Consider the following 24,747-nt stretch of genomic DNA (forward strand, 5'->3'; position numbering starts at 1 on the left):
TGTGTAATAAACGTAACGGCAGATCCTCTCCTTAAAACCTGTCAATGCTCATTTCTTAGTATATAATTGGTATTCTCTTAAGCTCATTGCCAATTTAGTATAATAGAACCTTAGAATAATTAACCAGCAGAGTTTGAGAAAAACATAGATGGCTATTAAGTTTTACTCATTGCTTCAAATGAATATCACTATTTATGATCTATCAATATACCTATTTGTTAAATCCTCCCTCAATTATTACGGAAAAACCCGTGGTATGATGATTCTGCAAGCAAGACAGCACAAAAAACTTTACAGATATCAGGGAGGAAACAAATAGATGAATAAAAAAATGATTTTTTCAGTCGCAGCAGCAGCAACACTATTAATGTCAGCACCTGGAATCAATAAAGCAGATGCTGCTTCACCAGTTCAAGCAAAAGTAGAAACAAAAGTGTATCACTATCAAGCTAGTAATGTGAACTTTGAACAGATCAATAGCATTCTTCAAAAATATATGAAAAACTACTATAATTTAGACTTAAATGCATTGCTGCAAAAAACAGCTATTCAGCAGCAGGCTAAACAAGAAACGGCAGTAAAAACACCAGTACAAACAGAAAAGGCAAAAACAAAAGCGCCGGCAAAAGCACCAGTACAAACTGAAAAGCCAAAAGCAGAAGCACCGGCAAAAGCGCCAGTACAAGCTGAAAAGCCAAAAACAGAAGCACCAGTAAAAGCACCAGTGCAAACTGAAAAGCCAAAAACAGAAGCACCAGTAAAAGCACCAGTGCAAACTGAAAAGCCAAAAACAGAAGCACCAGTAAAAGCACCAGTGCAAACTGAAAAGCCAAAAACAGAAGCTCCAGCAAAAGCACCAGTGCAAACTGAAAAACCGAAAGCTGAAACAACTGCTCCAACAGCAAATACACAAACAAAAGCACCAGCTCAATCAAACACAGCTACTCAAGCAAAATCTCAAGTATCTGCATTCGAACAGCAAGTACTTGATTTAACAAATGCTGAGCGTGCAAAGTATGGTGTACCTGCTCTTAAGCTTGATACAGAACTTAGCAAGGTAGCGCGTGAAAAGTCAAATGATATGAAAGCAAAAGGTTACTTTGACCATAATAGCCCAACATATGGTTCACCGTTTGATATGATGAAGCAGTTTGGCATTAGCTATAAAACTGCAGGTGAAAACATTGCTATGGGTCAGCGTTCACCACAAGAAGTAGTTACTGCATGGATGAACAGTGAAGGACACCGTAAAAACATCTTAAATGCAAACTTCACACATCTTGGTGTAGGTCATGTTGCAGATGGAAATTATTGGACTCAAATGTTTATCGGAAAATAATTTTGTGATAAAGAGCAGCCAGCTGGCTGCTCTTTATTTTTTTTGTAATCACTCATGTTTAGTAAACTCTATTTCAGTAAATTGAGCTTCAGCATTTTTAGGTAATTTTATTTCAAGAATGCCATCCTGATAATTAGCCTTTGATCCTTTCCGTTTTACAGCTGCTGGCAAAGTAATGGTTGTTTTATCCTCATAAGCAGGGATTGCCTCAATAATCATTTGATTTGATGTATGATATAACTTCATTTGATGAAGCCAGCCTTTATCTTCTATAAATACTTTTACATAAACATCATCATGGGTATCAAAGACGGAAGCATTCAATTTTGCGGATGTCTGATTATTTTTAGACTCGGCATTTTCAGGGTTAAGACCGCCGAAAATATCATTGAAGTTTGGCATGCCATTTGATTGCTGGGGAAATACATTTCCCATTATATTATGAACATATTTATTTATTTCTTCCGGTTTCATTTTTTTAAAATCCTGGAAGTTATTTTTCATTTCTTTATTAAAAGGGAATAAGTTCCACGGAAACATCACAATCATCCTTTCAACAGAGCAAAACAATTAAATGGGTAAGAATGAATTCATGACTATATTGAGAAAACAATATTACGTTAACATGAAAGCTAGCATGAGTTATATACATGATAATCTATGCATTTGTACCACTTTTTGTACTTCTAATGTGGTGTAATTTTTTTCATTTTAACGTTTTTGTTGCATATATGAATGGTACTAACTAGTATAATGATAATAGGTCTGTACAATAAAAAACAAAACGAGGTAATTATTTGTGGGAATAAGAACTGCTTTAATTACAGGAGGAGCAACTGGAATCGGTAAGATGACAGCATATAAACTCGCACAAGAGGGAATTAATCTCGTGATTAATTATCGTCACAGTCAGAAAGAAGCGGAAGAACTTTGTCAGCATTTAACAAAAGAATTTGGAACCAATAATATTTGCATCCGAGGAGATATAACGAACAGTGATGACTGCGAATTTCTTATTAGCGAAGCATTAAAAAAATGTGAATATATTGATATTATTATTCATAATGCCGGTCCCTACATACATGAGCGAAAAAGGATGACAGAATACACATTAGATGAATGGAGATACCTTGTAGACGGCAATTTAAATGCAGTATTTTATTTATCAAAATTAGTCATTCCTAAAATGAGAGCTCAACAATGGGGACGTATTATCACCATAGGATTTGACCGTGCTGAAGCTTCTTCAGGATGGATCTACAGATCGGCTTTCGCGGCGAGTAAATCGGCTGTTGCTTCATTAACAAAAACATTGGCAATGGAAGAAGCTCAATATGGCATAACAGCAAATATGATATCACCTGGTGATATTGTGGGCGAATGGAAAGAGAAAGAGATAGAGAATGCCATTCATGTGGATGATAAAGATACACCAGTCGGAAGACCGGGAACGGGAGAGGACATTGCAAGATTAATTAGCTTTTTAGTTGAAGACAAATCCAGTTTCATTACTGGGAGCATCATACCAGTAACTGGGGGAAAAGATGTTTTGGGGAAAATACATAAATTATAGACAGAATAGTCATATATTTCAGGAGCGAGGCGAAAATTGAGCAGCAGAAAAAAGCACCCTGAGACGATTGTCTCAGGGCTGCTTTTTTTCTTTATATTTATGCTTCTAACAAATGAGAGCTATCTTCAACAATAGCAGTATTTGTTCTTAGGACATGTAATGTATACAAGTCCTTTGGAATTTCGTACAAATTATAAGTAGCTCCATTGGCATTTAATTGCTGTAATAATGATTTTCTTGTTTCATTTGCTTTTACAACATAAGGAAGTTTTTCAGCGGCTTTCTGAGAACGGATATTTTCTACCCGTATTCTCATATAAATGGTTTCAATGCCTAAATCATAAAATAATTCCTCGAAAAAAGCATCTTTAGCCAATTTGTTATAACCTTTTCCGTGATATTCTTTGCCAAGCCAAGTGCCTAAGAAACCAGCATTTTCTTGAATATCAAAAAGATTAATTGTGCCGATTGGAGAACCCCACTCATCAAGAATGGTGCGTGATATAAGTTCACCGCGTTCTTCAGCTTCAATCGTTTGTTTAGTTAAAAATAAAAATTCATCATCAGAGTATGCTTTTTGGCGCACGAAAGGGAAGACATCTGGATGCGTCATTAATTCGTACAAATCATGGCAATCTTGAAGATCGCGTTTCTTAAGCATGGGGGGTCCCTCCAAACTGAGGACAGTCCTTCTCCACGTCAAATAGAGAATCCGGTCCACCCTCGAAATTTTTTGTAAATGTTGCTAAAAAATTTCGGGGTGGGAATCGAACCCACTAGAACCAGTTATACTGGTGGCGCACCATTTGCCTTCCCTATATACTACTGCTTTTTATATACAAACAAAAATGTATTATTGCTCCCTTTTTAAGATCATCGTCTCTATATTTTCATTACTATCGTATAATACTAAAAAAAATAGAAAAAGGGAATAGATTTTTTTCTTATTTTTTTCATCATTTTTTGGCATATTTCTACATTGTTTATGCAGTTTGTTTTTGGCAAATTTGTGCTTTATTATATATAAACACGGTAGTGAAAACTTAATGATGAATGATTTCGCCGTTTATCATTGTCCAGATCGGTTTAGAAGAGAAATGGAAGGGATGAGAGCTCCATAATACAAGATCTGCATCTTTGTTCTGTTCAATGCTTCCAAGTTTATGGTCTATTTTCAAATTGCGTGCGGGAAGGATCGTTATTCCTTCTAAAGCTTTTTGCTCAGATAATCCTTCTCTAACTGCAACGGCAGCACAAACATTTAAGTATTGTATAGGTGTATAGGGATGATCTGTAGTTATGGATACCTCAACCTGCCGTTGTGCTAATTCTTGATACGTATTCCATGTTTTATTTTTTAATTCAATTTTAGATTTTCTTGTTAAGGTCGGTCCAACAGAAACTTTTAAAGCACGATTTTTAAGCTCATCTGCTATTAAATGGCCTTCCGTACAATGTTCAATCCGTAAATCAAGGTTGAATTCTTCGGCAAAACGCAAGGCTGAAATAATATCATCTGCACGATGGGCATGCACCCTTACAGGGATCTCTCCTTTAAGAGCTTGAATGATAGGACGAAAACGGATATCTTCTGGATGATCTGTATAATAAGCAGAATAAAAGGCTTCACGCAGCATACCCATTATGCCCATTCTTGTAATAGATTCTTTGTTTCCATGACTATGCATTCTTTTAGGGTTCTCACCTAAAGCAACCTTTAATCCTGCTGTTTCTTGAACGAGCATTTTTTGTATGTTTTTTCCATAAGTTTTAATAACTGAGGTTGTACCTCCGATAACGTTGGCGCTTCCTGGCATAATATGAACAGTTGTGATCCCATATTTAATTGCATCGGAAAATGCCGGATCTAATGGGTAGACACCATCCATAGCACGAATATGCGGAGTTAGCGGTTCGATTGTTTCATTTGCATCATTGCCTGCCCAGCCTGTTCCTTCATCATATAACCCTAAATGTGTGTGAACATCAATAAATCCGGGGAACAATGGACGTTTACCACATTCAATTACTGTACAATCCTCTGATATTGGAATACTTGGAGCAAGCTTGCTGATTATTCCATCAGAAACATACACATCTCCTAAAAATGGTGATCTAGTAATGGGATTAATATAAGCATCCTTCAGTAATATCTTTTTTGTCATTTTTTTCTCCCTTTTATGCAAAGAATGTACAATCGGCAAGTTTTGTAGAAGTGCTATGTTCATATATAACTTCTATTTACCTGCGTAAAAAAATGTTTAGCATTCCCTCATTTTCTTGCCAAGTTTTTTTATGATGAAAGTCTAATGATCAGCGATTATTCTTGAATAGGCTATAGATCAAAATACTCCAGTTATTTGAAGCAGGACGACTGTCACACCTAATATCCAAACATAAACGGCAAATACTTTTAACGATTTCTTTTTTAGAAAGTTAATCATCCAAACAACAGCAAAATAGCCAAACAGAGCGGATGACAGAGTAGCTATAAGTAAACTGCCAAGAGAAACAGCTTCTATATGTCCATTTACCATATCGCCAAACTTCATTACAATTCCGCCGGCAATAACCGGAATGGAAAGTAGAAAGGAAAAATAGGCGGCTGTTTCGCGATCAAGTTTCCGAAATAGCCCAGCAGCGATTGTCAGTCCGGAACGCGAAACAGCAGGAAATATAGCAGCTGCCTGAAAAGAACCAATAAAAATGGCATCGCCATATGACAGATCGTGCATTTGTTTCGATCCTTTTTTAACAGAGTCGGCCATCCATAAAATAAAGCCAGTAAAAATAAACTCCCATCCAATAGTTACACCAGTTTTTGAAATGCTCTCGAACAAGTCATTAAAAGTAAGTCCGATGATAACGGCAGGAATCGTACCGACGATCAGGAGCAGGGATAGCTTTCCAAATGGCTTTTTAATAATCTGGAGCAGTTCGTTTTTATAAACCACAATAACAGCTAATAACGTTCCAATATGAAGCATAGTATCTAAAAAAAGCCCAGCTTCGTCTAAGCCAAATAAATGTCTTCCTATATAGAGGTGCCCTGTACTTGATATTGGAATAAATTCAGTTAATCCTTGGATAATTCCTAATATAAAAGCCTCAATTTTCGATAACAAAACCATCACCCTTTGAAAGATATAATATAGTGTTTTAAAATATAGCCTAAGGAATTACAGCCTTGTTTCATTTTATTCAGGTTGTCCAAATCAAGAACTCTAAAAAATTGAATGAAACTTTTAGAGAGCGGGTACGTAAAATAAGATAAGAAGAAAATAATTATTAAATGAATAGGAGCGCTAAAATGAATTTAGATAAAATGGGAAGTCCTTCTCAAGACGAGCGGTTAATCGCAGCCGCCATTTATGTGACGAGCTTTTTTTCAGCCTTTCTTGGACCGCTGATTATTTGGCTTTTAAAGAAGGATTCTTCTTCGTTCGTTGATCACCATGGAAGAGAGTATTTGAACTTCTTTATTTCTTACAGTGTTTATTCCATTATTAGTGTTGTATTAATGATCGTATTAATTGGATTTGTAACCATTTGGATAATCGGTGTCTTAGCTTTTGTTTTCACCATTATCGCTGCCATCAAGGCATTTGAAGGAAAAGGATACCGTATCCCATTAGTGTTTCGAATTTTATAATGCGTAGCAGCCCCGGAGGAGATTCCTTCCGGGGCTTTTTCTTTTTTTAGAAGTTTTTGTACGTTTGGGAAGATTTTTTGAACGATTTCTGAACTTATTCGTCTTATCTGTAATGAAGGTGTTTCAGCCAATAGGAGGTTCAGGCTGCTTTTCATTTTTACTGCTTAAGATGGCGAATAAGCCGCGAAAGTAAAAAATATGAACTGGGAGGAACTGCATGGAAGTTATAAATGAAATCAATTGGGAGTTACTGCTGCCATTTTTTATTTTACAAGGTATTCTTTTAATCCTTGCCCTAATTGATATTTTCAGGAATAAACAACTAAATGGCCCTAAATGGATGTGGATTCTTATTGTTCTTGTTGGAAATATTTTAGGTTCCATTCTTTATTTTGTAATTGGAAGGAGGCAAAATAGATGATTACATTGAGAGCTGAAAACTTAAAGAAGAAGTATTTAAAAAAGGAAGTTATTAAAGGTATTCATTTTGATCTTCCGGCGAATACATGTATTGCTTTATTAGGGGCAAATGGCGCAGGGAAAACGACCATTCTCCAAATGCTGGCTGGAATCATTCACCCAACTGAAGGGCAAATAATTGTAAATGGATCAGCATCTATAAAAAAACGAAGAACTGCCATAGGGTATTTACCTCAAAATCCAGCCTTCTTTGATTGGATGACAGGTTTGGAATACCTCATATACTCTACTAGATTAACAGGTGCAACCAAAAAGGCTGCTTACGATAGAGCGCTAAGTTTACTTGAAATCGTAGGTCTTGGTGATGCGGGCAACAACAGAATAGCTCAATATTCAGGAGGAATGCGCCAAAGATTAGGAATCGCACAAGCGATTACGCATCAGCCGGATATATTGCTGCTCGATGAGCCAGTTTCCGCACTGGATCTGGTTGGAAGAAGAGAGGTTCTCACCTTATTTCAGCAGCTGAAAAAACATACAACTGTGTTTTATTCTACACATATATTACATGATGCCGAGGAAGTCAGTGATGAAATTATCTTCCTTGATAGAGGGCAGATTGTAGAGGGAGGGTCACTGCAGTCTTTAAAGAAGAAATATAAAAAAAATAAACTATCAATTGTGTTTGAGGAAGATATGCAGGTTGTTATGGCCCAATTACAATCTGCATTTCCATACTTTAAAATGGAAAGTGAAGGACAAATGATTCATATTTTTTCAGAGGATTGTTATGCAGCACAGCAATTATTAATGAAGGAAGTATTAGCAAGAAATTGGCGGACGCTTAAATTGGAAATAAGCAGCACTAGTTTGGAAGAAATGTTTTTAAAGGTGGCTGATCAAAAGTGAAACAATGGCGATTATTTGCAGAAAAAGAATGGCTTGAAATGTGGAGAAGCTATAAATGGGTTTGGATGCCGATTGTATTTATTTTGATTGGTGTACAGCAGCCCCTATCACTCTATTTTTTGCCAGATATTATTAATTCTGCTGGAAATCTACCTGAGGGAACAGTGATCGAAATTCCGACACCCTCTGCTGAGGAAGTGTTTGCAGCTTCCATTGGCCAGTACAATACTCTTGGCATCTTAACAATTGTTCTGGCTTTTATGGGGATGATATCAGCTGAAATGAAGAATGGAAGCGCGGGGATGATCCTGGCAAAACCTGTTTCGAGATCATCATATATTTTAGCGAAATGGTTTAGTTCAGCATTGCTATTATTATGTTCAATTTTGTGCGGTTATTTTGCCACATGGTATTATACAGGAAATTTATTTGCTTTTATTCCGCTTAAGGATTTTATTGAGTCGCTCTCTTTATATAGCTTATGGCTGCTATTTATTTTATCAATGCTTCTGTTTTTTAATAGTATTTTTAAATCTCAGGGCATGATTGCGTTTATTGTCTTTGCTATAGTGATTCTCATAAGTATGGTGAGCAGTGTGATTCCTGAAGGGTTATCCTGGAATCCATCTTTATTAAGCTCCTATTCTGGCTTAGTCCTGGAAAATGAACCATTTCCCAGCGGTTTTTACAGCGTTTTAACTATTACTGTTATTAGTATCTTAGTTTTTATAAGTTCTTCGATATTTATCTTTTCAAAGAGAGAACTTGTGTAAGCATGGTAGAAATGCAATCGTTCAAACGGCAGTAGAATTTTATTTTTATATAATTTTTAGTGGATTCTATCATGAAAATAAAAGGCTCATAATAGACTTACTAGAGTAGGAGATTGATAAGTCCAAAATAGTAGGTGAGTAAATTGAACATGCATATGTATTATAAACAAAAAGCGATTATCGCATTAAATGCAGGAATAGCTGCGCTGATTCCGCCGGTATATTTTACCGTGTATGGTCTGATTGATCCGCTTCATAGATACTTCGTATGGCTATTATGTCCATTTCTGGTTTATAGCTTTATTTGTTATTATGTATTTGTCTTAAACAAGAAAAGAAGTGAGGAAACAAAGAGTGTTATGGGAGAAGCAGCTGTCAGCCTTGAACAGGATGTTACCTCAATCGAAAAGCTATTAATTATGTTTTTGCCTTCGCCTAATTTGCATATGCAGCTATATGATCATAATGGATTTTTGGCAGGGGAGCTAAGAGATATAAATCAGAAAGCGGTTCGATGGTTTATGCCTTATTTTGCAGAAAAATTATTGACTAAAACGTATGGTCTATATGATCATAGCGGCAGGCTGAATGCTACGATCCTTATAAAGAAAAATACAATTGAACTGATTGGATTAAATGAAAAGGCAGTATTGCATTTTAAAGACCAGAGGAGTAAAGGATTCATTGAGTTTCTGGATTATGAACGCTCTAAAAGTTATTATCTTGAGCATGCTCTGTTTCGAATGGATGCTAAAATATTTATTAACTCTTCATCTGAAGCAGTTGTATTGCAAAAAGGATATATGCCGCTTTCGTATCAATCATTTTTTAAAGACGCAAATACACCGCTATTAACCTTTCATAAAGAACTTAGCCACATAGAAAAATTAAGTGTTTTAGCTATTCTCGCTGACTATTTGTCTACAGTAGAACATTAAGGCTTTCCATCTATGGCCAGCATGATTCTTCACTTTTTTAAAATTTTGTGAAAACATATACGAGTGCTATAAACAGTGATATAATTGGCTTTGCATGAGGTGATAAGAGTGAAAAAGTTAGTGATCATTGTTATTGCAGTACTCGCTGTGATGTTCATCATAGATGTAACGATCTTAAAAGACAAAGGAATTATGCCAATTTCTTTTGGCGTAGAAAAATATGAAAAAATTGAAAATGTGGATGATTTAAATATGGGTTTAGAAGTAGGAGAGCTAGCCCCAGAAATTGACCTGCTTGATATGGAGGGCAACACTCAGAAGCTTAGTGAGCTGCGCGGGAAAAAAGTACTTTTAAATTTTTGGGCGAGCTGGTGCGGACCCTGTGAAATCGAGATGCCGCATATGGAAAAGCTGTATCAGAAATATAAAGATGAAGGATTTGCCGTTTTTGCAGTTAATATGAGTCAAAGTGAGCGAAACGATGATGATGCTGAAAAATTCGTGAAAAGGCATGAACTGACTTTCCCAATTCCAATGGATACAGATGGAGTTGTAAGCAGGGATTATGATGTGGTTGGCTATCCGACATCCTATTTTATTGATTCAGATGGCGTAATCCGCCATATCGTTTTAGGTACCCTTGATGAAGAATATATGGAGAATCAAATTTTGAAACTTCCATAAAAATATTAGAGGGCTATTAAGCCGGTCATGAAAAGAAGTGCCCGTCAGCAGAGAAAACAGAGTCTGGAGGGAACTAAGTCGCTCCCAAAGTGGTGCCCTCCAGCAGAAAAAACAAAGCTTGAAGGGATCTAAGACGCCCCCAAAGTGCCTGTCAGCAGAAAAAACAGAGCCTAAAGGGAACTAAAAGAGCAGCGGACCCAGACTTGTCCGCTGCTTTTTATCTATTCCTCAATTACTTCTGTCACGCTCTGCAGTCGTTCCATAATTTTTCTTTTGCGATACAGCATCATTCCTGCTTCTGCGATATCATTTACAGCCGATCGATTAATAAAGGCACCGAATAACAGGCCGGCAACAGGAATCATTTGGAAAAGTTTTTTCCAGCCGATTTGATCTCTATATGAAAATACAACTTCACGCCAGCCTTGAAGCTCGGATATAACTTCTCTATTAGCTGGAAGACTTGGGTTATTCATATGCGTAATTTGATTTAAAATTGCTTTTTTGCCAACTATATCAGAGGAAACAAACTGAAGAATCTTTACAATAAACATACGTTCCTGTTTATCATTTGGATCATAACCGTAGCAGAGGGCGATATCCTGCAATGTCTTTAATTGCATTCCAAGCAAAAGCGGAATATCAATGGATAACGTGAAAATACCTCCAAATCCAGTGCTAGCTCCTTGAACAGTGGCTATTCGTTTTCTGTTTCCTGAAAGCTTTGTTACAGCTTCATCCATTTCGGAGATTGGCAAGCGATCGACCTCTTCAAGGGCTGTAATGCCTTTTTCAGGATAGTATGATCGTAAGGATTTAACGGAACTTAAATATTTGCCGCCAGATTGAATATAGCTGCCAAGTTCATCTAAGATGACCCCAACTTTATTCTGCAGAAACTGTGGTGTGAATTTATCGAGCAGTTTAAAAGGAAGACGGCCCAACTTTTCCCAGAACCATAAATCCGACTGATCTTTTTCCCATTCATTAATCTTAGCTAATTCTTCGTTTAGATACTGTTTCGTTTCATTCAAAATCCTTAATTCCTCTCATTTTAAGTTAATTTTTATACGGTTAAAAAAGCAGAAAGTTTCAATAAGTTTTTCTTTGAGCTGGTTTAGGTATCCTATTGGCAGTTTGCACTTTTTTTGTTACAATATTGACTTGTGGCTCACCTGTCTTAGCAGGGAGAGCGGGTAGGGAGAGGGCTAATTGAATAGTTAGGTAATACAATGAATAAGTGGTTAAATCAGCTTTTTCAGCTCACCAGTAATGGCACAACTGTCAAAAAAGAAATCATGGCAGGATTTATTGGCTTTTTTACTATTGTGTATATTATCGCAGTCAATTCACTCATTCTTTCTGAAGCGGGCATTCCTCTTGAAGCAGCTATTATGGCAACGATTATCACATCAGTTGTCGGATGTCTGATCATGGGATTCTGGGCAAACGTTCCAATCCTGCTTGTTCCGGGAATGGGGATTAATGCACTGTTTTCATATACTATGGTACAGTCTATGGGTCTTTCATGGCAAGAGGCTTTAGCAGTTGTGTTTGTTTCGGGACTTATTTTTGTAGTGATTGCATTTTCGCGGTTTGCAGCTGCATTAAGTGCTGCAATTCCTCAGTCTCTTAAGGAAGCAATCACAGTTGGGTTAGGATTGTTTCTTATGCTGATTGGCCTTGAAAAAGGCGGTATTGTTGTAAAAGGAACAAACTCATTGATTGCGCTTGGTCATCTGGGGGAACCCCATGTATTGGCGACCATTATAACCTTTTTACTGGCATTGGTACTTTTCATCCGCAATGTTCCTGGGAATTTCCTGATTACGGTTGTGGCAGGAACACTAATTGCCTGGTTATTTGGAACGATTCAGCCACAAGACTCTCAGAACGGTCATTTTGCGTTCAATGAATATTTTCAAGTTTTTGGAAGTATGTCGTTTGATAATATCCTGTCCATAACCTTTTGGATCGCTGTTTTTTCATTAACTATGGTACTGGTTTTTGAAAATATTGGTCTGGTCCATGGACATGTATCCTTTATTAATCGAAATGATCGCTTTTCACGTGCGTTTCAAGCCAATTCGGTTTCAGCTCTTTTATCAGGGGTTTTTGGCACAAGTCCTACTGTCTCAACTGTTGAAAGTGCTGCTAGTATGGCGGCAGGTGGAAGAACTGGACTGACGACTGTGACTGCAGGGATGCTCTTTTTGGCTTCAGCGTTTTTTATACCAGTTATTAAGCTGATTCCAAACAGTGCAATCGCACCAATTCTTATTATTATTGGCGGATTAATGCTGCAGAACATCCGTAATTTAGATATGAAGGATATGAGTGAAAGCTTTCCTGCACTCTTTCTAATTGCAATGATTCCGTTTACGTATAGTATTGCAGATGGAATTGCTATTGGCTTTATTTTGTATCCAATTCTTAAGATTGCTATTGGAAAAGCAAAAGAAGTATCGATTCCTCTCTATGTCATTGCGGCATTGTTTTTGTTTAATTTTGTTTTTCATGTAATAGGTTCATAATCTATAAGATCTAAAAATTAAGCAGAGGAGCCTCCTCTGCTTTTTTTTGTGTTGAAAAAACGGCAATTGAGCAGGAATATATACTAATTAAAAACATGTAAATATTGTTAAATAAATTTTCGCCAAATTTCGACAAAAATCTTTATGCTTATACAGTACTATTATCCTAGGTATATATATCTGTTCTGGTTAAGGGGGAGCATCATGGAGGTATTTGTTGCAAGACAGCCGATATTAACGAAAAATGAGGAAATATTTGCATACGAGCTTTTATATAGAGGAAATCAGCTGAACGCTGAAGTTGATGGTGACCAAGCAACAGCTGATGTTATTGTAAACGGATTTTTGAATATCGGAATAGATAAGTTGTCTGCAGGGAAGCCATGTTTTGTGAATTTTACAGAAAAGCTGCTTGAACAGAGGCTTCCTGTTTTTTTTGACCATAATGAACTGGTTGTTGAAATACTGGAATCAGTGAAACCAACACAGGAATTGATTGATATTTGCCTTGAATTAAAGCAATTAGGCTATCGAATCGCGTTGGACGATTTTATTCTTGATGAAAATAATAAATATAGCTTCCATTTATTAAGAATCGTAGATATTATAAAAATTGATTTATTAAATACGCCGGAAGAAAATAGGCTAAAAAGTGAATTTGTAGCAAAAAAATTAAATATTTCTTTGCTTGCTGAAAAAGTAGAAACAAGAGAAGCCTTTGAAGATGCAAAAAGGAGAGGCTATGATTATTTTCAAGGTTATTTTTTCTCAAAGCCTGTGACGATTTCAACATATGATGTGCCTGCATCTCTTCATACATACTATGAAATTATAAATAATATCTCTAATGGAAATCCGGATATCGATAAAGTTGCTGAATTGTTTGAAAGAGATATATCTCTTTCATATAAACTGTTAAAATTAATAAATTCACCGGCTTATCGCCCGAAAAATCGAATAAGTTCAATAAGGCAGGCTATTATGCTGCTCGGATTAAATGAGCTTGAAAAATGGATTTATATTATGCTGGTGCGAGAAGCGTCCTTTAAACAAGCTGGAAATTGTGATGAAATCATTCAGCTGTCACTTATTCGTGCAAAAATGTGTGAAGGTATATGTGCAATAACCGGTGCGGCGTTTTCATCTTCAAGCTACTTTATTACAGGCATGTTTTCGTTGATGGAATCTCTTGTTCATAGTCCCATGGCAGTAATCTTGAGAGATCTTCCATTAGATGAAGTTATTTGTGATGCACTTAATGGGAAAGAAAATCATTTAAAAATTGTCCTTGATCTCGCGACAGCGGTGGAAAGTGCTAATTGGGAAAAGATTGAGCAAATTTCAGCTGGTTTAAATATAACGAGCCCTAATTTATTTAAGATTTATACAGATGCAATTGAATGGACCGAGTCACTTTTAGCGGTAAATGAAACCGCTGGCCATTAAAATAATGAGAAGGTGCTTTGTTTTTCATTTGATGAAAGTGAACTTTTATGGCAATCTTTTTATAATTGCTTATTAAGGAGGATTATTTAATGGAATTTAACGTAATTAAGTGTCACGGATCAGGAAATGACTTTTTTATAATAGATGAAATAACACATCCATATGATTTAACAGATCAGCAGCGAAGCAGCTTAACTATTTTGCTTTGCAATCGGGAATATGAGCTTGGAGGAGCCGATGGAATTCTATTTGTTCAAGCAAGCGAACGAGCTGATGCACGTATGCGTGTGTTTAACTCGGACGGATCCGAAGCTTCAATGTGCGGCAATGGTCTTCGCTGTGTTGCGCGCTATGTATGTGAAAAGCTTTCTTTAAAAGAAGCCGTGATTGAAACAATGAAAGCAGATTTGCAGGTAAGTGTCCAGAATGATTTGTACGATGGCGTTCCTACGTATTTAGTTGAAATTTCTCCGATCTCTTTTAATGTTAAAGACTTGCCACTGCATATTGAAGAACAGGAATTAATACAGCGTCCCCTGCCATCCTTGTCTGAAGACTTAAAATTTACTGCTTTAGCAGTGCCTAATCCGCATATAATTGCGGTTGTAGAAAAGGAGCAGCTTCAATCTGATATTCAAAAAGGTATGAGCGAGTATGTAAACGGTCCGAATGATTTGTTTCCGGACGGTGTAAATGTCAGTTTTGTATTGCCTCTTAGAAAAGGACATATTTATGTTCGTACGTTTGAGCGCGGTGTTGGATTTACAAATGCATGCGGAACGGCAATGTCGGCTTCAAGCCTTGTTACATGCTTACTGGAATTGAACAACAAGGAAGAAATCATAGAAGTATATAATAATGGCGGTAAAGTAAGATGTGTTGTACATAAAGATCATATTGATTTGATTGGTAATGCATCATACGTTTTTAGCTGCCAAGTAAGTGCTGACTTGAATGCCAATGAATTCAATATTAAAAATAAAGAGGGATACCAAGAAGAAATAGCTCAATATAAAGAGCTGGAAATGCAAGCTTCCTCTTTTTTAGCAGAATATTTGTAGGTAATAGGATCCCAAAAGCATCTTACACTTTTGGGATCTTTTTTTCCTCTTGTTTTAAAAAGGACAGAACAGGAGAAAAAGGCTGAGTTACTTTTGAATCAAAATACGAATGAAAGGGATCGCCTGTATTTTTTAACCTTTCAATCATGTTGATGATCGTATAGTTTCCAATTTGCAGCGTTTGGTCCACTTCTTCCCAATACAATGGAGCAGCTACACTTGCCTGTTCTTTTCCTCGCGGAGAATAGGGAGCAATAATGGTTTTTCCTTCAGCATGCTGAATATAATCCACATACAGACGATTACCCCGATTTTTTTTCAGCCGCTCAATTGTGAAGGAATCTGGATCTTTTGTAATTAAATAGTGAGCAATAAACGTTGTAAATAGCCTTGTATCATCATACGTAAATTGATTTTCTGGCAGTGGGATGTATACTTGCAGTCCTTTACTGCCGGAAGTTTTAATATAACCTGTTAAGGACAAGCCATCTAAAACCTCTTTAATTAGCAGGGCTGCTTTTATCGCTAAATGAAATCCTTCTGCTGAAGGAGGATCCAGGTCAAAGACAATCTCACTCGGTCCTTTTGAATGGATCGTTTGAAAAGGAATATGAAATTCAAAAGCAAGCTGATTTCCAAGCCATAGAAGACTCTGCAGATTGTTGCACACAATATACTCAATGTCTTCATGCTGCTTTGTTTCGATAAAGCTCGGGGCATAATCTGGCACATTTTTTTGATAAAAAGGTTCTCCAAGCATGCCATGAGGATAACGAATAACGGTTAAAATTCGATCCTGTAAAAAGGGCAGCAAATAAGGTGATACTTCTTGCAAGAAATGGATGTAATCCATTTTTTTAATATCGGGTTTTGTCCATAATGGCTTTTCTGGATGGGTTATATTTATTTCAGCTGGAAGATTTTTTCGCTGCTGTGCAAAATCCTGATATGTACATTTTTCAGGCTGAAGATCAAATCGAAAACGGTGAAAATGAGGCTCGCGCATTTGTTCATCATACATTTCCAAGTATTTGATTTCTGTGCATATAGCAGGCTCAACATAAATGAAATTTTGATCTTCATCCGTTTTATTATTTTTTATGATTTGCATTAATGCGTTTTTTTCATCAGGCTTAAGTCCAAATAGAAACTGGCCGATTCCAATAATATGATCATGCTGATCAAAGACACCTGCATAAAAATAACCGTTTGATTTTTCATACTTTATGATAAAACAGTTTACATACTTCCAATTTTTAAACTTTAGCCACCCTGCGGACCTTTTACCAGCGTCATAGCTATACGAATTCCGTTTACTTACAATGCCCTCTCCATCTGAAAGAACGACCTGCTGCCATAGTGCCGGGAAATCATTTGTTCCAGGGATTAATTGGATGAGTTCTTTGCTTCGTTCATTTGGTTTTAAAGGAAGATTACACATAGAGAAAAAGTCAGTTAGGATGGTTTTCCTTTCAAGATAGGATTTGTTAACCTGTGATACACCTTTCAATAATAGGAGATCGAATACAAGAAGTCGGCAAGGGCGGTTATGTGCTTTCTCTAGTATTTTATCTTTAGCTCTCATGCGGCCCCTAATTTGAATTGCTGAAAAATTTGCTTTGAACGAATCCTCCAAAGACACAAGCTCTCCATCTAATATAAAAGGTACATAAGGCAAAAAGGTCTTCTTATTGTCCAGTAAAAACTGCATGATTTCCGGAAAAAGATCTCCAAGTGGTTTTTCATTTCTGCTTTTGATGAAAATTCCGTCCTTATTCCACTCAAGAATTGCCCGAAAACCGTCATATTTTACTTCATGATGCCAATCATCTCCTTTGACGGCTTCAAAGGTTAATGTTGGGAGCATTGGTTTCATAAGCTACCTCCCTCTGCATATTGGTGTTCTATAGTATGCCCTGCATTTCAAATCATAATTTCCTTAATTTCTATAGTGTGAATTCAGCTGCTATAGCGTAACTTAACGATAAAAGTATCTGCTGTAGAACACTGAAGGAGGACCTAACATGCATACGATGTGGAAGGGAAGCATTAGCTTCGGCCTGGTTAATATACCGATTAAGCTGCATACAGCAACGGAAGATAAAGATATAAAATTACGGACACTTCATAAGGAATGTCATTCACCAATAAAATATGAAAAGGTATGTCCTGTTTGTGAAGTGGAGGTCCAAAATGAAGACCTTGTTAAGGCATATGAATATACAAAAGGCAAATTTGTTGTATTAGAAGCAGAGGAATTAGAAAAGCTTCGTAAAGAAAATGAAGATAAAGCAGTTGAAATTATTGACTTTGTGAAAATTCAGGAGATCGATCCTATCTATTTTGACCGCACATATTATATGTCGCCAGGAGATGGGGGAGGGAAGGCATACGGCCTTCTTCGCAAAGCTCTTTTGAACTCCGAAAAGGTCGGTATTGCGAAAATAATAATCCGTTCTAAGGAACAGCTTGCAGTTGTCCGTGTGTATGAAAATACAATCGTCATGGAAACCATTCACTTTCCGGATGAAGTAAGAAAACCTCAGGATGTACCGAATGTTCCGGTTGAGGACAAGGTGACAGGCAAGGAATTAGAAACAGCCATCATGCTTATTGATCAGTTAACTACCTCTTTTGAACCTGAAAAGTATAAAGATGATTACCGTACAGCACTGCTTGAATTGATTGAATCAAAACAAACTGGCAAAGAAGTTGTAATAGCAGCTGAAAAGACACCGGCAACGAATGTTACGGATCTAATGGCTGCATTGCAGGCTTCTATTGATAAGACAAAACCCAAAACAAAAACAGCAACTGCTAAGAAGAAGCGTGTGAGTACAAAGGTGAAAAAAGAAGCGTAAGAAAAGGGCTAGAAAATTTCAAAAATAAATAACCCGGCAGATTAGCAGGAATTTTTTCTCTGCGTAGTCGTCCGGGTCTTTTTAATGAAAGAGCATTTTTAAATGATGTAAATTTGGATATAGACTAAATGATAAGATACAATGATAAGAATAAATTGACGATTGAGAGAATGGTTTTTTCCACAGCACATTGGGTATTAGAATAAAAACGATATGGAGAAGTATATATTGAGATGAAATTTAAAAACTTTACACAACGGCAAATCGTATACTGGTCTTTCATTATTGGGAGCATTTCTATTTTTTTGTTCATATTTTTTCAACTGGTAGATGCTTTGGATGAGAGTGAATTATTATCCTATGAAATGCTTGTGATTTCATATGTACAGGGATTTCTTCATCCAACCCTTACAGAAATCATCATTTTTTTTACTTTCTTTGGTTCAGTTCTTTGGATCACAATTGGTACCATTGTTACTGTAATCATTTTACTGCTTCTGAAAAAAGTGGACCTGGCAATCTTAGCAGCTGCTGTTAATTTATTTGGCGGTTTATTCAATCTGCTGCTGAAATGGATCTTTCAGCGAGAAAGGCCGGACATACAGCCCTTAATTACAGAAGCGGGTTTTTCTTTTCCGAGCGGTCATTCAATGGGTTCATTTATCTTCTATGGAACGGTTGCGTATCTAATCTTCTTATTAGCGAGCAGGAAAGTATATGCCCTGCTAGGCTGCTTTATAATGGGATTGATGATTATTGGAATTGGACTATCTAGAATATACTTAGGTGTTCATTATCCAAGCGATGTTCTTGCTGGTTTTTCTGCAGGAGCTGTTTGGCTCATCGCTTTTGCTCTGTTTTTAAAGCTCTACCATTTCCGGAGAAATAGGAGACGTATGAGAACACGGAGTGAATAATTCTGAATCGCTTCAAAAAGTTTTTCCATTTGAGGTAAGGGGAATTGTGCAGATTTGACCTGGAAACCTCTTACTTTTCATGGACTGTACTAATCCTTATAGAGCAACTGAAAAACAAAACAATAACTTCATAATGTTCAAAAAATTGTTATAAAGTAAATTCCCTTGACACCAACAGTGATATCCAGTATAATTCCAATTGTAGTATTTGAGCAATAAAGACGCCATTTCATTCTGGCAGAGACAATAATAAGAAAAGCGGCTCTTAATAACTGAGCGAGTAATTGGTATGTCAATTAAGAAATAATTTTGTGGACAACTATATGTTGGATTTCTTCTTATATCATCTTCTTTCATAACCGTATACTTTCTCCAAATCTAAAACGGCCGACCTCAGGCTGATCATTTTATAATTCACGAATATAGAGTTGCTTTTATCAAGATACCTTGAAATCCTGATTCCCACTGGAACAGCCAAGGAGCTGTAAGGATGGAAGAGAGGAAGGGCTTTCATTGTTTTAGGTAAAAGGATCGCGGTTCTCAAATATTAAATATGCTGACGGATTAGCATGTCAGCTGATAACAAACCCGAACGTTTAGCAGATATCATTTCTATTATCTGTTTAAACGTTTGGGTTTCTTTGTCATCTTAAAATACTATTGCAGAAACAGCTGCTTTAAATAAAAATCGGTAGGACACTGGATTACTGTCAAGAAGCACAGCTTCCTTCTAACATAAGCGGAGTCCAATGATTTTTTTAACATAATATGTATCCAGAGCTATTTTCCGAACGATAGAGATGAAAAATATTGAATTATATGTCTTTTGTGTTAAAATGATATTGAAAAATTGGATATGTTTAAAAATCGCAGTAACTGACGACAATGCGGAATGAACCGCTGGGGAGCTGCGTCTATGTATAGCCGGTCGTCTGGGCAGAGAGAGGGATTTCCTTGTCTCTTTTCTTATTAATTGGAGGGATATACATGGAGAAGAAAATGATTTTAGATGGAAATGCAGTTGCTGCAAGTGTAAAGGAAAGTTTAAAAGAAAGAATTACCCTTTTAGCACAAGCGGGAATTACACCGTGCTTAGCTACGATCCTTGTTGGGGATGACCCTTCTTCAGAAACCTATGTAAGAATGAAGGGCAATGCATGTGAAAAGTTAGGAATTATTTCTAAACGAATCCATCTTCCAAAAGAAACAACTACAGAAGAACTGCTTGAAACGATCACCGGACTGAATGAAGATGAAAATGTTCATGGCATTCTTCTACAGCACCCTGTTCCAGAGCAAATTGATGAACGAAAAGCATTTGAGACGATTGCTATTGAGAAGGACGTTGATGGAGTAACAAGCCTTGGATATGGGCAAACAGCATTTGGATTTGGTGTCTATCCTTCCTGTACTCCTGCCGCAATATTAGAAATAATGGATTTCTATAATATTGATGCTTCAGGGAAGCATGCAGTCGTAGTTGGAAGAAGTCCCATCCTTGGAAAGCCTGTTTCTGCACTACTGCTAAATAGAAATGCAACAGTAACCACTTGTCATTCTTACACAACAAATCTTGAACAGTTTGTTAAACAAGCAGATATTGTTGTCGCAGCCGTAGGGAAACCTAATTTTATTCAGGGTGCATGGATTAAAGAGGGCGCAGTGGTATTGGATGCTGGTTATAATAAAGGAAATATTGGAGATGCAGATTATGAAAGCTGTGCTGAAAAAGCATCAGCTATTACTCCGGTTCCTGGCGGTGTCGGGCCTGTCACCATTTCGATGCTCCTTAAACATACAGTAATTGCAGCAGAAAAGGGTATGTCGAAAAAGACTTCAACTTTATAATGTTATTTCGAAACTTAAGTTAAAGGTGATTCAATATCATTTTAGGATAATTTTCCAGTAATTATGCAGTACCCGAACTAACAATTAATTTGACATATCGGATTAAATCACTTATTATAAAGCTAACGCTGTAATGTTCGTTATATATATTTTATGGATAAGTGGTCGTAACTGCATTGAAATGTAGGCGATTTTACTCCTCATTTCGAGTGGTTGCGATCTTTTTATGTTTAAGCTTATATAATCAAGACTTATAGTGAACACATTTTTGGAGGTATTATCATGAACACAGGTAAAGTAAAATGGTTTAACGCAGAAAAAGGTTTTGGTTTCATCGAAACTTCTGAAGGTCAAGACGTATTCGTTCACTTTTCAGCTATCCAATCTGAAGGTTTCAAAACTTTAGAAGAAGGTCAAGACGTAACTTTCGAAATCGTTGAAGGTAACCGTGGACCTCAAGCTGCTAACGTTACAAAAGCATAATTATTGCTAACATGAGGTGATGCATGAAAGCCATGCATCGCCTTTTTATTGCACTTTAAGAACATAAAATGATCAGCTGAGAGAATATCACTACAGCTGATGATATTTAGGTTAAGTAAAAGTGTTAGCCTCTGGCATCGCCTTCGGAGGCTCGCCAATCGGCAAGTTTTCTTTATAAGATCTTTGACATAATATTTTGTCCCTTTCTGACTCCACACAAGCCGACTTCTTTTATTTCTTCAAAAGGAATTCCATCCACTATTAGCTGTGGCAGGAAAACGGTTTTATAAATCCTGTCAATAGAAGTGACATTATGTTTATTATGTTTTTCATAATCATCAACAATTAAATATATTTATATGTTTCTAACTGAAAGAGATCTGAATTAGCACTAGTAAGATCACCAGGAAATAAATACGTTATGTGTTTTTGAATATTGCCTCATTTATTCAAGACTATCAATTAAAAGTTTTCTTTTTTTTTGAATGAGGTAAAGACCTAAGAAGAAATCATAAAAATTAAATTCAAAATAATGATAAAAACAATTAAAAGCTGGGAAAACTAGCATTATTGATAAAATTAGCATGGAAAGAATTAAGGAGGAAATACATTTTGACAACTTTTTCAGATTTTGGTTTAAGCACAGAGCTAGTAAAAGCTCTATCTAATATGGGTTTCGAGGAGCCAACACCTATTCAGGCACAGGCTATTCCAATCGCCATTACTGGTCAGGACATGATTGGCCAGGCACAAACAGGTACTGGTAAAACGACTGCTTTTGGTGTGCCGCTACTGGAAAAAATTCAAGCAGATGAAGGAATACAGGGTCTTGTTCTTGCGCCTACTCGTGAGCTTGCTGTTCAGGTTGCCGAGGAATTAAACCGAATTGGTCAGGTAAAGGGCATTCGTACACTTCCAGTCTATGGCGGGCAAGATATAAACCGTCAAATTCGCGCTTTGAAAAATAGACCGCAAATTATTGCTGCAACACCTGGTCGATTAATTGACCATATCGAAAGAAAAACAATCAGGCTTGCTAATATTAAAACGGTTGTTCTTGATGAAGCAGATGAAATGCTGAATATGGGCTTTATTGAAGATATTGAAAGAATTTTAAGCGAGATCAAAGGTGAGCGTCAAACACTATTGTTCTCAGCAACTATGCCAAAGAGAATTCAAGCTCTTGCTGAAAAGTTTATGGTTGAACCACAAATCGTAAAAGTTAAGGCAAAAGAAATGACAGTTAAAAATATTGAGCAAAGCTATATGGAGGTACATGAGAAACAAAAATTTGATGTACTCTGCAGCTTGCTGGATATTCAGTCACCAGAACTTGCTATTGTTTTTGGACGCACAAAAAAACGTGTTGATGAAGTGGTTGAAGGATTAATTAAGCGTGGCTACTCAGCTGAAGGAATTCACGGTGATATTCCGCAAGCAAAACGTGATCAAGTAATCCGCCGTTTTAAAGAACAGACAATTGATATCATGGTTGCGACTGACGTTGCTGCACGCGGACTTGATATTTCTGGTGTTTCTCACGTTTACAACTTTGACATTCCTCAAGATCCTGAATCATATGTTCACAGAATTGGAAGAACGGGACGTGCAGGTAAAAAAGGATTGGCTGTTACATTTGTAACACCTAGAGAAATCGATCATTTAAAGATCATTGAAAATGTAACAAAGAGCAAAATGGCGAAACAGCCAGTTCCATCTTTCAAAGACGTATTGGCAGGCAATCAGCAGGCAACTATTAATAAATTAATGAATGTTGTAGAAAAAAATGAACATGGCGACTACAAGCGTATTGCAGAATCTTTGCTTGAAGATACAGACTCTGTAACAATGCTAGCTGCAGCTTTAAAGCTTCTTACAAAAGATCCTGACGTTACTCCGGTTAAATTGACTGCAGTAGAACCACTGCGCTCTAAAAAGCCAAAAAGCGGTACGCGTGATCGTAAACGCTATACCGATAGACCGCGTGGAAACAGAGACCGCGGCCGTGATCGCAGAGAAAGTGGAAGAGATAGAGACCGCAGAAGAAATAGAAATCGCAATAATGAATTATAAAATCCAGATAAATTAGGCATAATGATTATAGGCAGTTATTTTCTGCTCTGATTTAAAGATATTAGGAGGAAACAAAAATGGCAACAGGAAAAGTAAAATGGTTTAATTCTGAAAAAGGTTTTGGCTTTATCGAAGTAGAGGGTGGAGAGGATGTATTTGTACATTACTCTGCAATTCAAACGGAAGGCTTTAAAACACTTGAAGAAGGCCAAGAAGTTCAATTTGATATAGAAGATGGCCAGCGTGGCCCTCAAGCTGTAAATGTAACAAAAAACTAAGCAAAAAATAAAAAGCCGTTTTCGGCTTTTTATTTTTGGTCATTATATTAAATTGAATATGAATAATAGTCCTGTGAGCCATATTCTTTGAAGCCGCAGGAATGATATAGCTTAAGAGCATTATAATTGGTGGCGACTACATCTAAATGGATGGATTCGCCACCTTTTTTAGTTAGTGATTTTAAACATGAGGTTAATGCAGCTCTGCCAATCCCTTTGCCCTGAAATGAGGGATGAATGGCAAACGCATATATCCAGAACCCTGTCCCATCATTTTGGATGCGAATTTTTCCAACATCTTCTTGCTCGAAGGCAATGACATAATTTGTTTGATCATTATTACTAAGTGCTTTTCTATTTGTAACAATAGCGTTCTCTATTGTAATACCGAAGCAGAGATGGTCAATCAAACTCATTTTCTCTAAATCAGATTGAATTGCATGACGCAGTATAACATGATCTTTCTCTAAAGCTAATTCTTTTGGTATCCATTTCATCTGGTGCTCTGAAAAAGAATATTTATACTCTTTCGCATTTAGGAATGATTTTGCTGCGGCTGAGTTTGATGGAGCATTAATTAATATACTTTGATATGTCTTTAATATAGGTTTAGCTTCAGCGAGCAAGGCTGAAAAGATGCCCCTTCTTCTATAATCTGGATGAACCATCCCGCAAATCTCTGCCTCACTGCCAAATCCATATATTGCAGCAAAACCTGCTAACATTTGATTGTGATAATAAAAAAAGTCAGTTTTCAATTCATCATTTCTGTTCTTTAGCATATCCCAATTTAGCTTCAATTGAATATTGTCATGGTTCTCACAAAGAATTTGCAGCATCTGAATTTGCTCAAGTTCCTTTGAAGTTAGCATTTCATGATTCCCCCAGATGAAATAGTAATAAGAAAAAACTGATTATTAAAAATGAACGTACGATTTGTATTAATCTTACTGTAAAT

The 24,747-nt window shown here is 36.7% G+C and carries 24 protein-coding genes and 1 riboswitch; of the genes, 17 read left to right on the top strand and 7 right to left on the bottom strand.

From position 1 onward, the window contains the following. Positions 1-319: 319 nt before the first annotated feature. A complete protein-coding gene (locus A6754_RS22350; protein WP_156495750.1) occupies positions 320-1,339 on the top strand; it encodes a CAP domain-containing protein in 1,020 nt (339 codons plus the stop codon). 48 nt (positions 1,340-1,387) lie between these two features. On the opposite strand, the gene A6754_RS10105 is transcribed toward A6754_RS22350, so the two are convergent. After that, on the bottom strand, positions 1,388-1,879 hold the full coding sequence (locus tag A6754_RS10105) for an Hsp20/alpha crystallin family protein (protein WP_066444638.1): 492 nt from the start codon (positions 1,877-1,879) through the stop codon (positions 1,388-1,390). 310 nt (positions 1,880-2,189) lie between these two features. On the opposite strand from A6754_RS10105, the gene A6754_RS10110 reads away from it, so the two are divergent. Beyond that, positions 2,190-2,912, top strand: a complete 723-nt coding sequence (locus A6754_RS10110; RefSeq protein ID WP_066451553.1) for an SDR family oxidoreductase — start codon at positions 2,190-2,192, stop codon at positions 2,910-2,912. Between the two features lie 97 nt (positions 2,913-3,009). On the opposite strand, the gene A6754_RS10115 is transcribed toward A6754_RS10110, so the two are convergent. From A6754_RS10115 to A6754_RS10125, 3 genes are all read right to left on the bottom strand, one after another. Then, positions 3,010-3,573, bottom strand: coding sequence for a GNAT family N-acetyltransferase (locus A6754_RS10115; protein WP_066444640.1), 564 nt, complete (start codon positions 3,571-3,573; stop codon positions 3,010-3,012). 382 nt (positions 3,574-3,955) lie between these two features. Next, positions 3,956-5,077, bottom strand: coding sequence for an amidohydrolase (locus A6754_RS10120; protein WP_066444643.1), 1,122 nt, complete (start codon positions 5,075-5,077; stop codon positions 3,956-3,958). 177 nt (positions 5,078-5,254) lie between these two features. After that, positions 5,255-6,037, bottom strand: a complete 783-nt coding sequence (locus tag A6754_RS10125; RefSeq protein ID WP_257297438.1) for an undecaprenyl-diphosphate phosphatase — start codon at positions 6,035-6,037, stop codon at positions 5,255-5,257. A gap of 185 nt (positions 6,038-6,222) precedes the next feature. On the opposite strand from A6754_RS10125, the gene A6754_RS10130 reads away from it, so the two are divergent. The 6 genes from A6754_RS10130 (at position 6,223) to A6754_RS10155 (ending at position 10,288) form a co-directional block, all read left to right on the top strand. Then, on the top strand, positions 6,223-6,564 hold the full coding sequence (locus A6754_RS10130) for a DUF4870 domain-containing protein (RefSeq protein ID WP_066444651.1): 342 nt from the start codon (positions 6,223-6,225) through the stop codon (positions 6,562-6,564). Between the two features lie 217 nt (positions 6,565-6,781). Next, positions 6,782-6,985, top strand: a complete 204-nt coding sequence (locus A6754_RS10135) for a PLD nuclease N-terminal domain-containing protein (protein WP_066444656.1) — start codon at positions 6,782-6,784, stop codon at positions 6,983-6,985. Next, positions 6,982-7,893 (top strand): ABC transporter ATP-binding protein, encoded by a 912-nt coding sequence (locus tag A6754_RS10140; RefSeq protein ID WP_066444658.1) that lies wholly within the window; start codon positions 6,982-6,984, stop codon positions 7,891-7,893. Before A6754_RS10135 ends, A6754_RS10140 begins: the two co-directional genes overlap by 4 nt. Beyond that, positions 7,890-8,666, top strand: coding sequence for an ABC transporter permease (locus tag A6754_RS10145; RefSeq protein ID WP_240056545.1), 777 nt, complete (start codon positions 7,890-7,892; stop codon positions 8,664-8,666). The genes A6754_RS10140 and A6754_RS10145 overlap by 4 nt, the downstream gene beginning before the upstream one ends. A 143-nt stretch (positions 8,667-8,809) precedes the next feature. Then, the gene (locus A6754_RS10150; protein ID WP_156495754.1) at positions 8,810-9,604 is read left to right on the top strand and encodes a hypothetical protein; all 795 of its coding nucleotides are present in this window, start codon (positions 8,810-8,812) and stop codon (positions 9,602-9,604) included. Between the two features lie 108 nt (positions 9,605-9,712). After that, complete coding sequence (locus A6754_RS10155; RefSeq protein WP_066444665.1) at positions 9,713-10,288, top strand: TlpA disulfide reductase family protein; 576 nt, start codon at positions 9,713-9,715, stop codon at positions 10,286-10,288. Between the two features lie 221 nt (positions 10,289-10,509). Here the strand turns inward: A6754_RS10155 and A6754_RS10160 are convergent, their stop codons facing one another. Then, positions 10,510-11,322, bottom strand: a complete 813-nt coding sequence (locus A6754_RS10160; RefSeq protein ID WP_066444668.1) for an EcsC family protein — start codon at positions 11,320-11,322, stop codon at positions 10,510-10,512. A gap of 198 nt (positions 11,323-11,520) precedes the next feature. On the opposite strand from A6754_RS10160, the gene A6754_RS10165 reads away from it, so the two are divergent. The 3 genes from A6754_RS10165 to dapF all read left to right on the top strand — a co-directional run bounded on the left by A6754_RS10165 (position 11,521) and on the right by dapF (position 15,329). Then, positions 11,521-12,822 carry an NCS2 family permease gene (locus A6754_RS10165; protein ID WP_066444671.1) on the top strand — a complete coding sequence of 434 codons (1,302 nt, stop codon included), beginning with the start codon at positions 11,521-11,523 and terminating at the stop codon, positions 12,820-12,822. Positions 12,823-13,026: 204 nt separating this feature from the next. Then, the gene (locus A6754_RS10170) at positions 13,027-14,268 is read left to right on the top strand and encodes an EAL and HDOD domain-containing protein (RefSeq protein ID WP_066444673.1); all 1,242 of its coding nucleotides are present in this window, start codon (positions 13,027-13,029) and stop codon (positions 14,266-14,268) included. Between the two features lie 89 nt (positions 14,269-14,357). Next, positions 14,358-15,329 carry a diaminopimelate epimerase gene (gene dapF / locus A6754_RS10175; protein ID WP_066444675.1) on the top strand — a complete coding sequence of 324 codons (972 nt, stop codon included), beginning with the start codon at positions 14,358-14,360 and terminating at the stop codon, positions 15,327-15,329. A gap of 22 nt (positions 15,330-15,351) precedes the next feature. Here dapF and A6754_RS10180 read toward each other — a convergent pair whose 3' ends face one another. Continuing rightward, positions 15,352-17,205 (bottom strand): DNA ligase D, encoded by a 1,854-nt coding sequence (locus A6754_RS10180; protein ID WP_066444677.1) that lies wholly within the window; start codon positions 17,203-17,205, stop codon positions 15,352-15,354. Positions 17,206-17,353: 148 nt separating this feature from the next. On the opposite strand from A6754_RS10180, the gene ku reads away from it, so the two are divergent. From ku to A6754_RS10210, 6 genes are all read left to right on the top strand, one after another. Beyond that, positions 17,354-18,190: a non-homologous end joining protein Ku gene (gene ku, locus A6754_RS10185; RefSeq protein ID WP_066444679.1), complete on the top strand. Its 837-nt coding sequence runs from the start codon at positions 17,354-17,356 to the stop codon at positions 18,188-18,190. Positions 18,191-18,495: 305 nt separating this feature from the next. Then, complete coding sequence (locus A6754_RS10190) at positions 18,496-19,107, top strand: phosphatase PAP2 family protein (protein WP_240056543.1); 612 nt, start codon at positions 18,496-18,498, stop codon at positions 19,105-19,107. Between the two features lie 862 nt (positions 19,108-19,969). Next, positions 19,970-20,052: riboswitch (ZMP/ZTP riboswitch) on the top strand. 42 nt (positions 20,053-20,094) lie between these two features. Then, positions 20,095-20,955, top strand: a complete 861-nt coding sequence (locus A6754_RS10195; RefSeq protein WP_066444685.1) for a bifunctional 5,10-methylenetetrahydrofolate dehydrogenase/5,10-methenyltetrahydrofolate cyclohydrolase — start codon at positions 20,095-20,097, stop codon at positions 20,953-20,955. A 282-nt stretch (positions 20,956-21,237) separates the two neighbouring features. Then, the gene (locus A6754_RS10200) at positions 21,238-21,438 is read left to right on the top strand and encodes a cold-shock protein (RefSeq protein ID WP_066444687.1); all 201 of its coding nucleotides are present in this window, start codon (positions 21,238-21,240) and stop codon (positions 21,436-21,438) included. 612 nt (positions 21,439-22,050) lie between these two features. Then, positions 22,051-23,511: a degradosome RNA helicase CshA gene (gene cshA / locus A6754_RS10205; RefSeq protein ID WP_066444692.1), complete on the top strand. Its 1,461-nt coding sequence runs from the start codon at positions 22,051-22,053 to the stop codon at positions 23,509-23,511. Positions 23,512-23,588: 77 nt separating this feature from the next. Continuing rightward, complete coding sequence (locus A6754_RS10210) at positions 23,589-23,789, top strand: cold-shock protein (RefSeq protein WP_066444694.1); 201 nt, start codon at positions 23,589-23,591, stop codon at positions 23,787-23,789. A gap of 47 nt (positions 23,790-23,836) precedes the next feature. Here A6754_RS10210 and A6754_RS10215 read toward each other — a convergent pair whose 3' ends face one another. Then, complete coding sequence (locus tag A6754_RS10215) at positions 23,837-24,661, bottom strand: GNAT family N-acetyltransferase (RefSeq protein ID WP_066444696.1); 825 nt, start codon at positions 24,659-24,661, stop codon at positions 23,837-23,839. Between the last annotated feature and the right edge of the window lie 86 nt (positions 24,662-24,747).

The organism is Cytobacillus gottheilii, from assembly GCF_001636345.1.
Lineage (GTDB): Bacteria > Bacillota > Bacilli > Bacillales > Cytobacillaceae > Cytobacillus > Cytobacillus gottheilii.

What these genes read in the sequence shown, in the direction of transcription:
- A6754_RS22350 (WP_156495750.1), top strand. Translation starts at nt 320, where the DNA reads ATGAATAAAAAAATGATTTTTTCAGTCGCAGCAGCAGCAACACTATTA.
- A6754_RS10105 (WP_066444638.1), bottom strand. Translation starts at nt 1,879, where the DNA reads ATGTTTCCGTGGAACTTATTCCCTTTTAATAAAGAAATGAAAAATAAC.
- A6754_RS10110 (WP_066451553.1), top strand. Translation starts at nt 2,190, where the DNA reads ATGACAGCATATAAACTCGCACAAGAGGGAATTAATCTCGTGATTAAT.
- A6754_RS10115 (WP_066444640.1), bottom strand. Translation starts at nt 3,573, where the DNA reads ATGCTTAAGAAACGCGATCTTCAAGATTGCCATGATTTGTACGAATTA.
- A6754_RS10120 (WP_066444643.1), bottom strand. Translation starts at nt 5,077, where the DNA reads ATGACAAAAAAGATATTACTGAAGGATGCTTATATTAATCCCATTACT.
- A6754_RS10130 (WP_066444651.1), top strand. Translation starts at nt 6,223, where the DNA reads ATGAATTTAGATAAAATGGGAAGTCCTTCTCAAGACGAGCGGTTAATC.
- A6754_RS10135 (WP_066444656.1), top strand. Translation starts at nt 6,782, where the DNA reads ATGGAAGTTATAAATGAAATCAATTGGGAGTTACTGCTGCCATTTTTT.
- A6754_RS10140 (WP_066444658.1), top strand. Translation starts at nt 6,982, where the DNA reads ATGATTACATTGAGAGCTGAAAACTTAAAGAAGAAGTATTTAAAAAAG.
- A6754_RS10165 (WP_066444671.1), top strand. Translation starts at nt 11,521, where the DNA reads ATGAATAAGTGGTTAAATCAGCTTTTTCAGCTCACCAGTAATGGCACA.
- A6754_RS10170 (WP_066444673.1), top strand. Translation starts at nt 13,027, where the DNA reads ATGGAGGTATTTGTTGCAAGACAGCCGATATTAACGAAAAATGAGGAA.
- dapF (WP_066444675.1), top strand. Translation starts at nt 14,358, where the DNA reads ATGGAATTTAACGTAATTAAGTGTCACGGATCAGGAAATGACTTTTTT.
- A6754_RS10180 (WP_066444677.1), bottom strand. Translation starts at nt 17,205, where the DNA reads ATGAAACCAATGCTCCCAACATTAACCTTTGAAGCCGTCAAAGGAGAT.
- ku (WP_066444679.1), top strand. Translation starts at nt 17,354, where the DNA reads ATGCATACGATGTGGAAGGGAAGCATTAGCTTCGGCCTGGTTAATATA.
- A6754_RS10195 (WP_066444685.1), top strand. Translation starts at nt 20,095, where the DNA reads ATGGAGAAGAAAATGATTTTAGATGGAAATGCAGTTGCTGCAAGTGTA.
- A6754_RS10200 (WP_066444687.1), top strand. Translation starts at nt 21,238, where the DNA reads ATGAACACAGGTAAAGTAAAATGGTTTAACGCAGAAAAAGGTTTTGGT.
- A6754_RS10210 (WP_066444694.1), top strand. Translation starts at nt 23,589, where the DNA reads ATGGCAACAGGAAAAGTAAAATGGTTTAATTCTGAAAAAGGTTTTGGC.
- A6754_RS10215 (WP_066444696.1), bottom strand. Translation starts at nt 24,661, where the DNA reads ATGCTAACTTCAAAGGAACTTGAGCAAATTCAGATGCTGCAAATTCTT.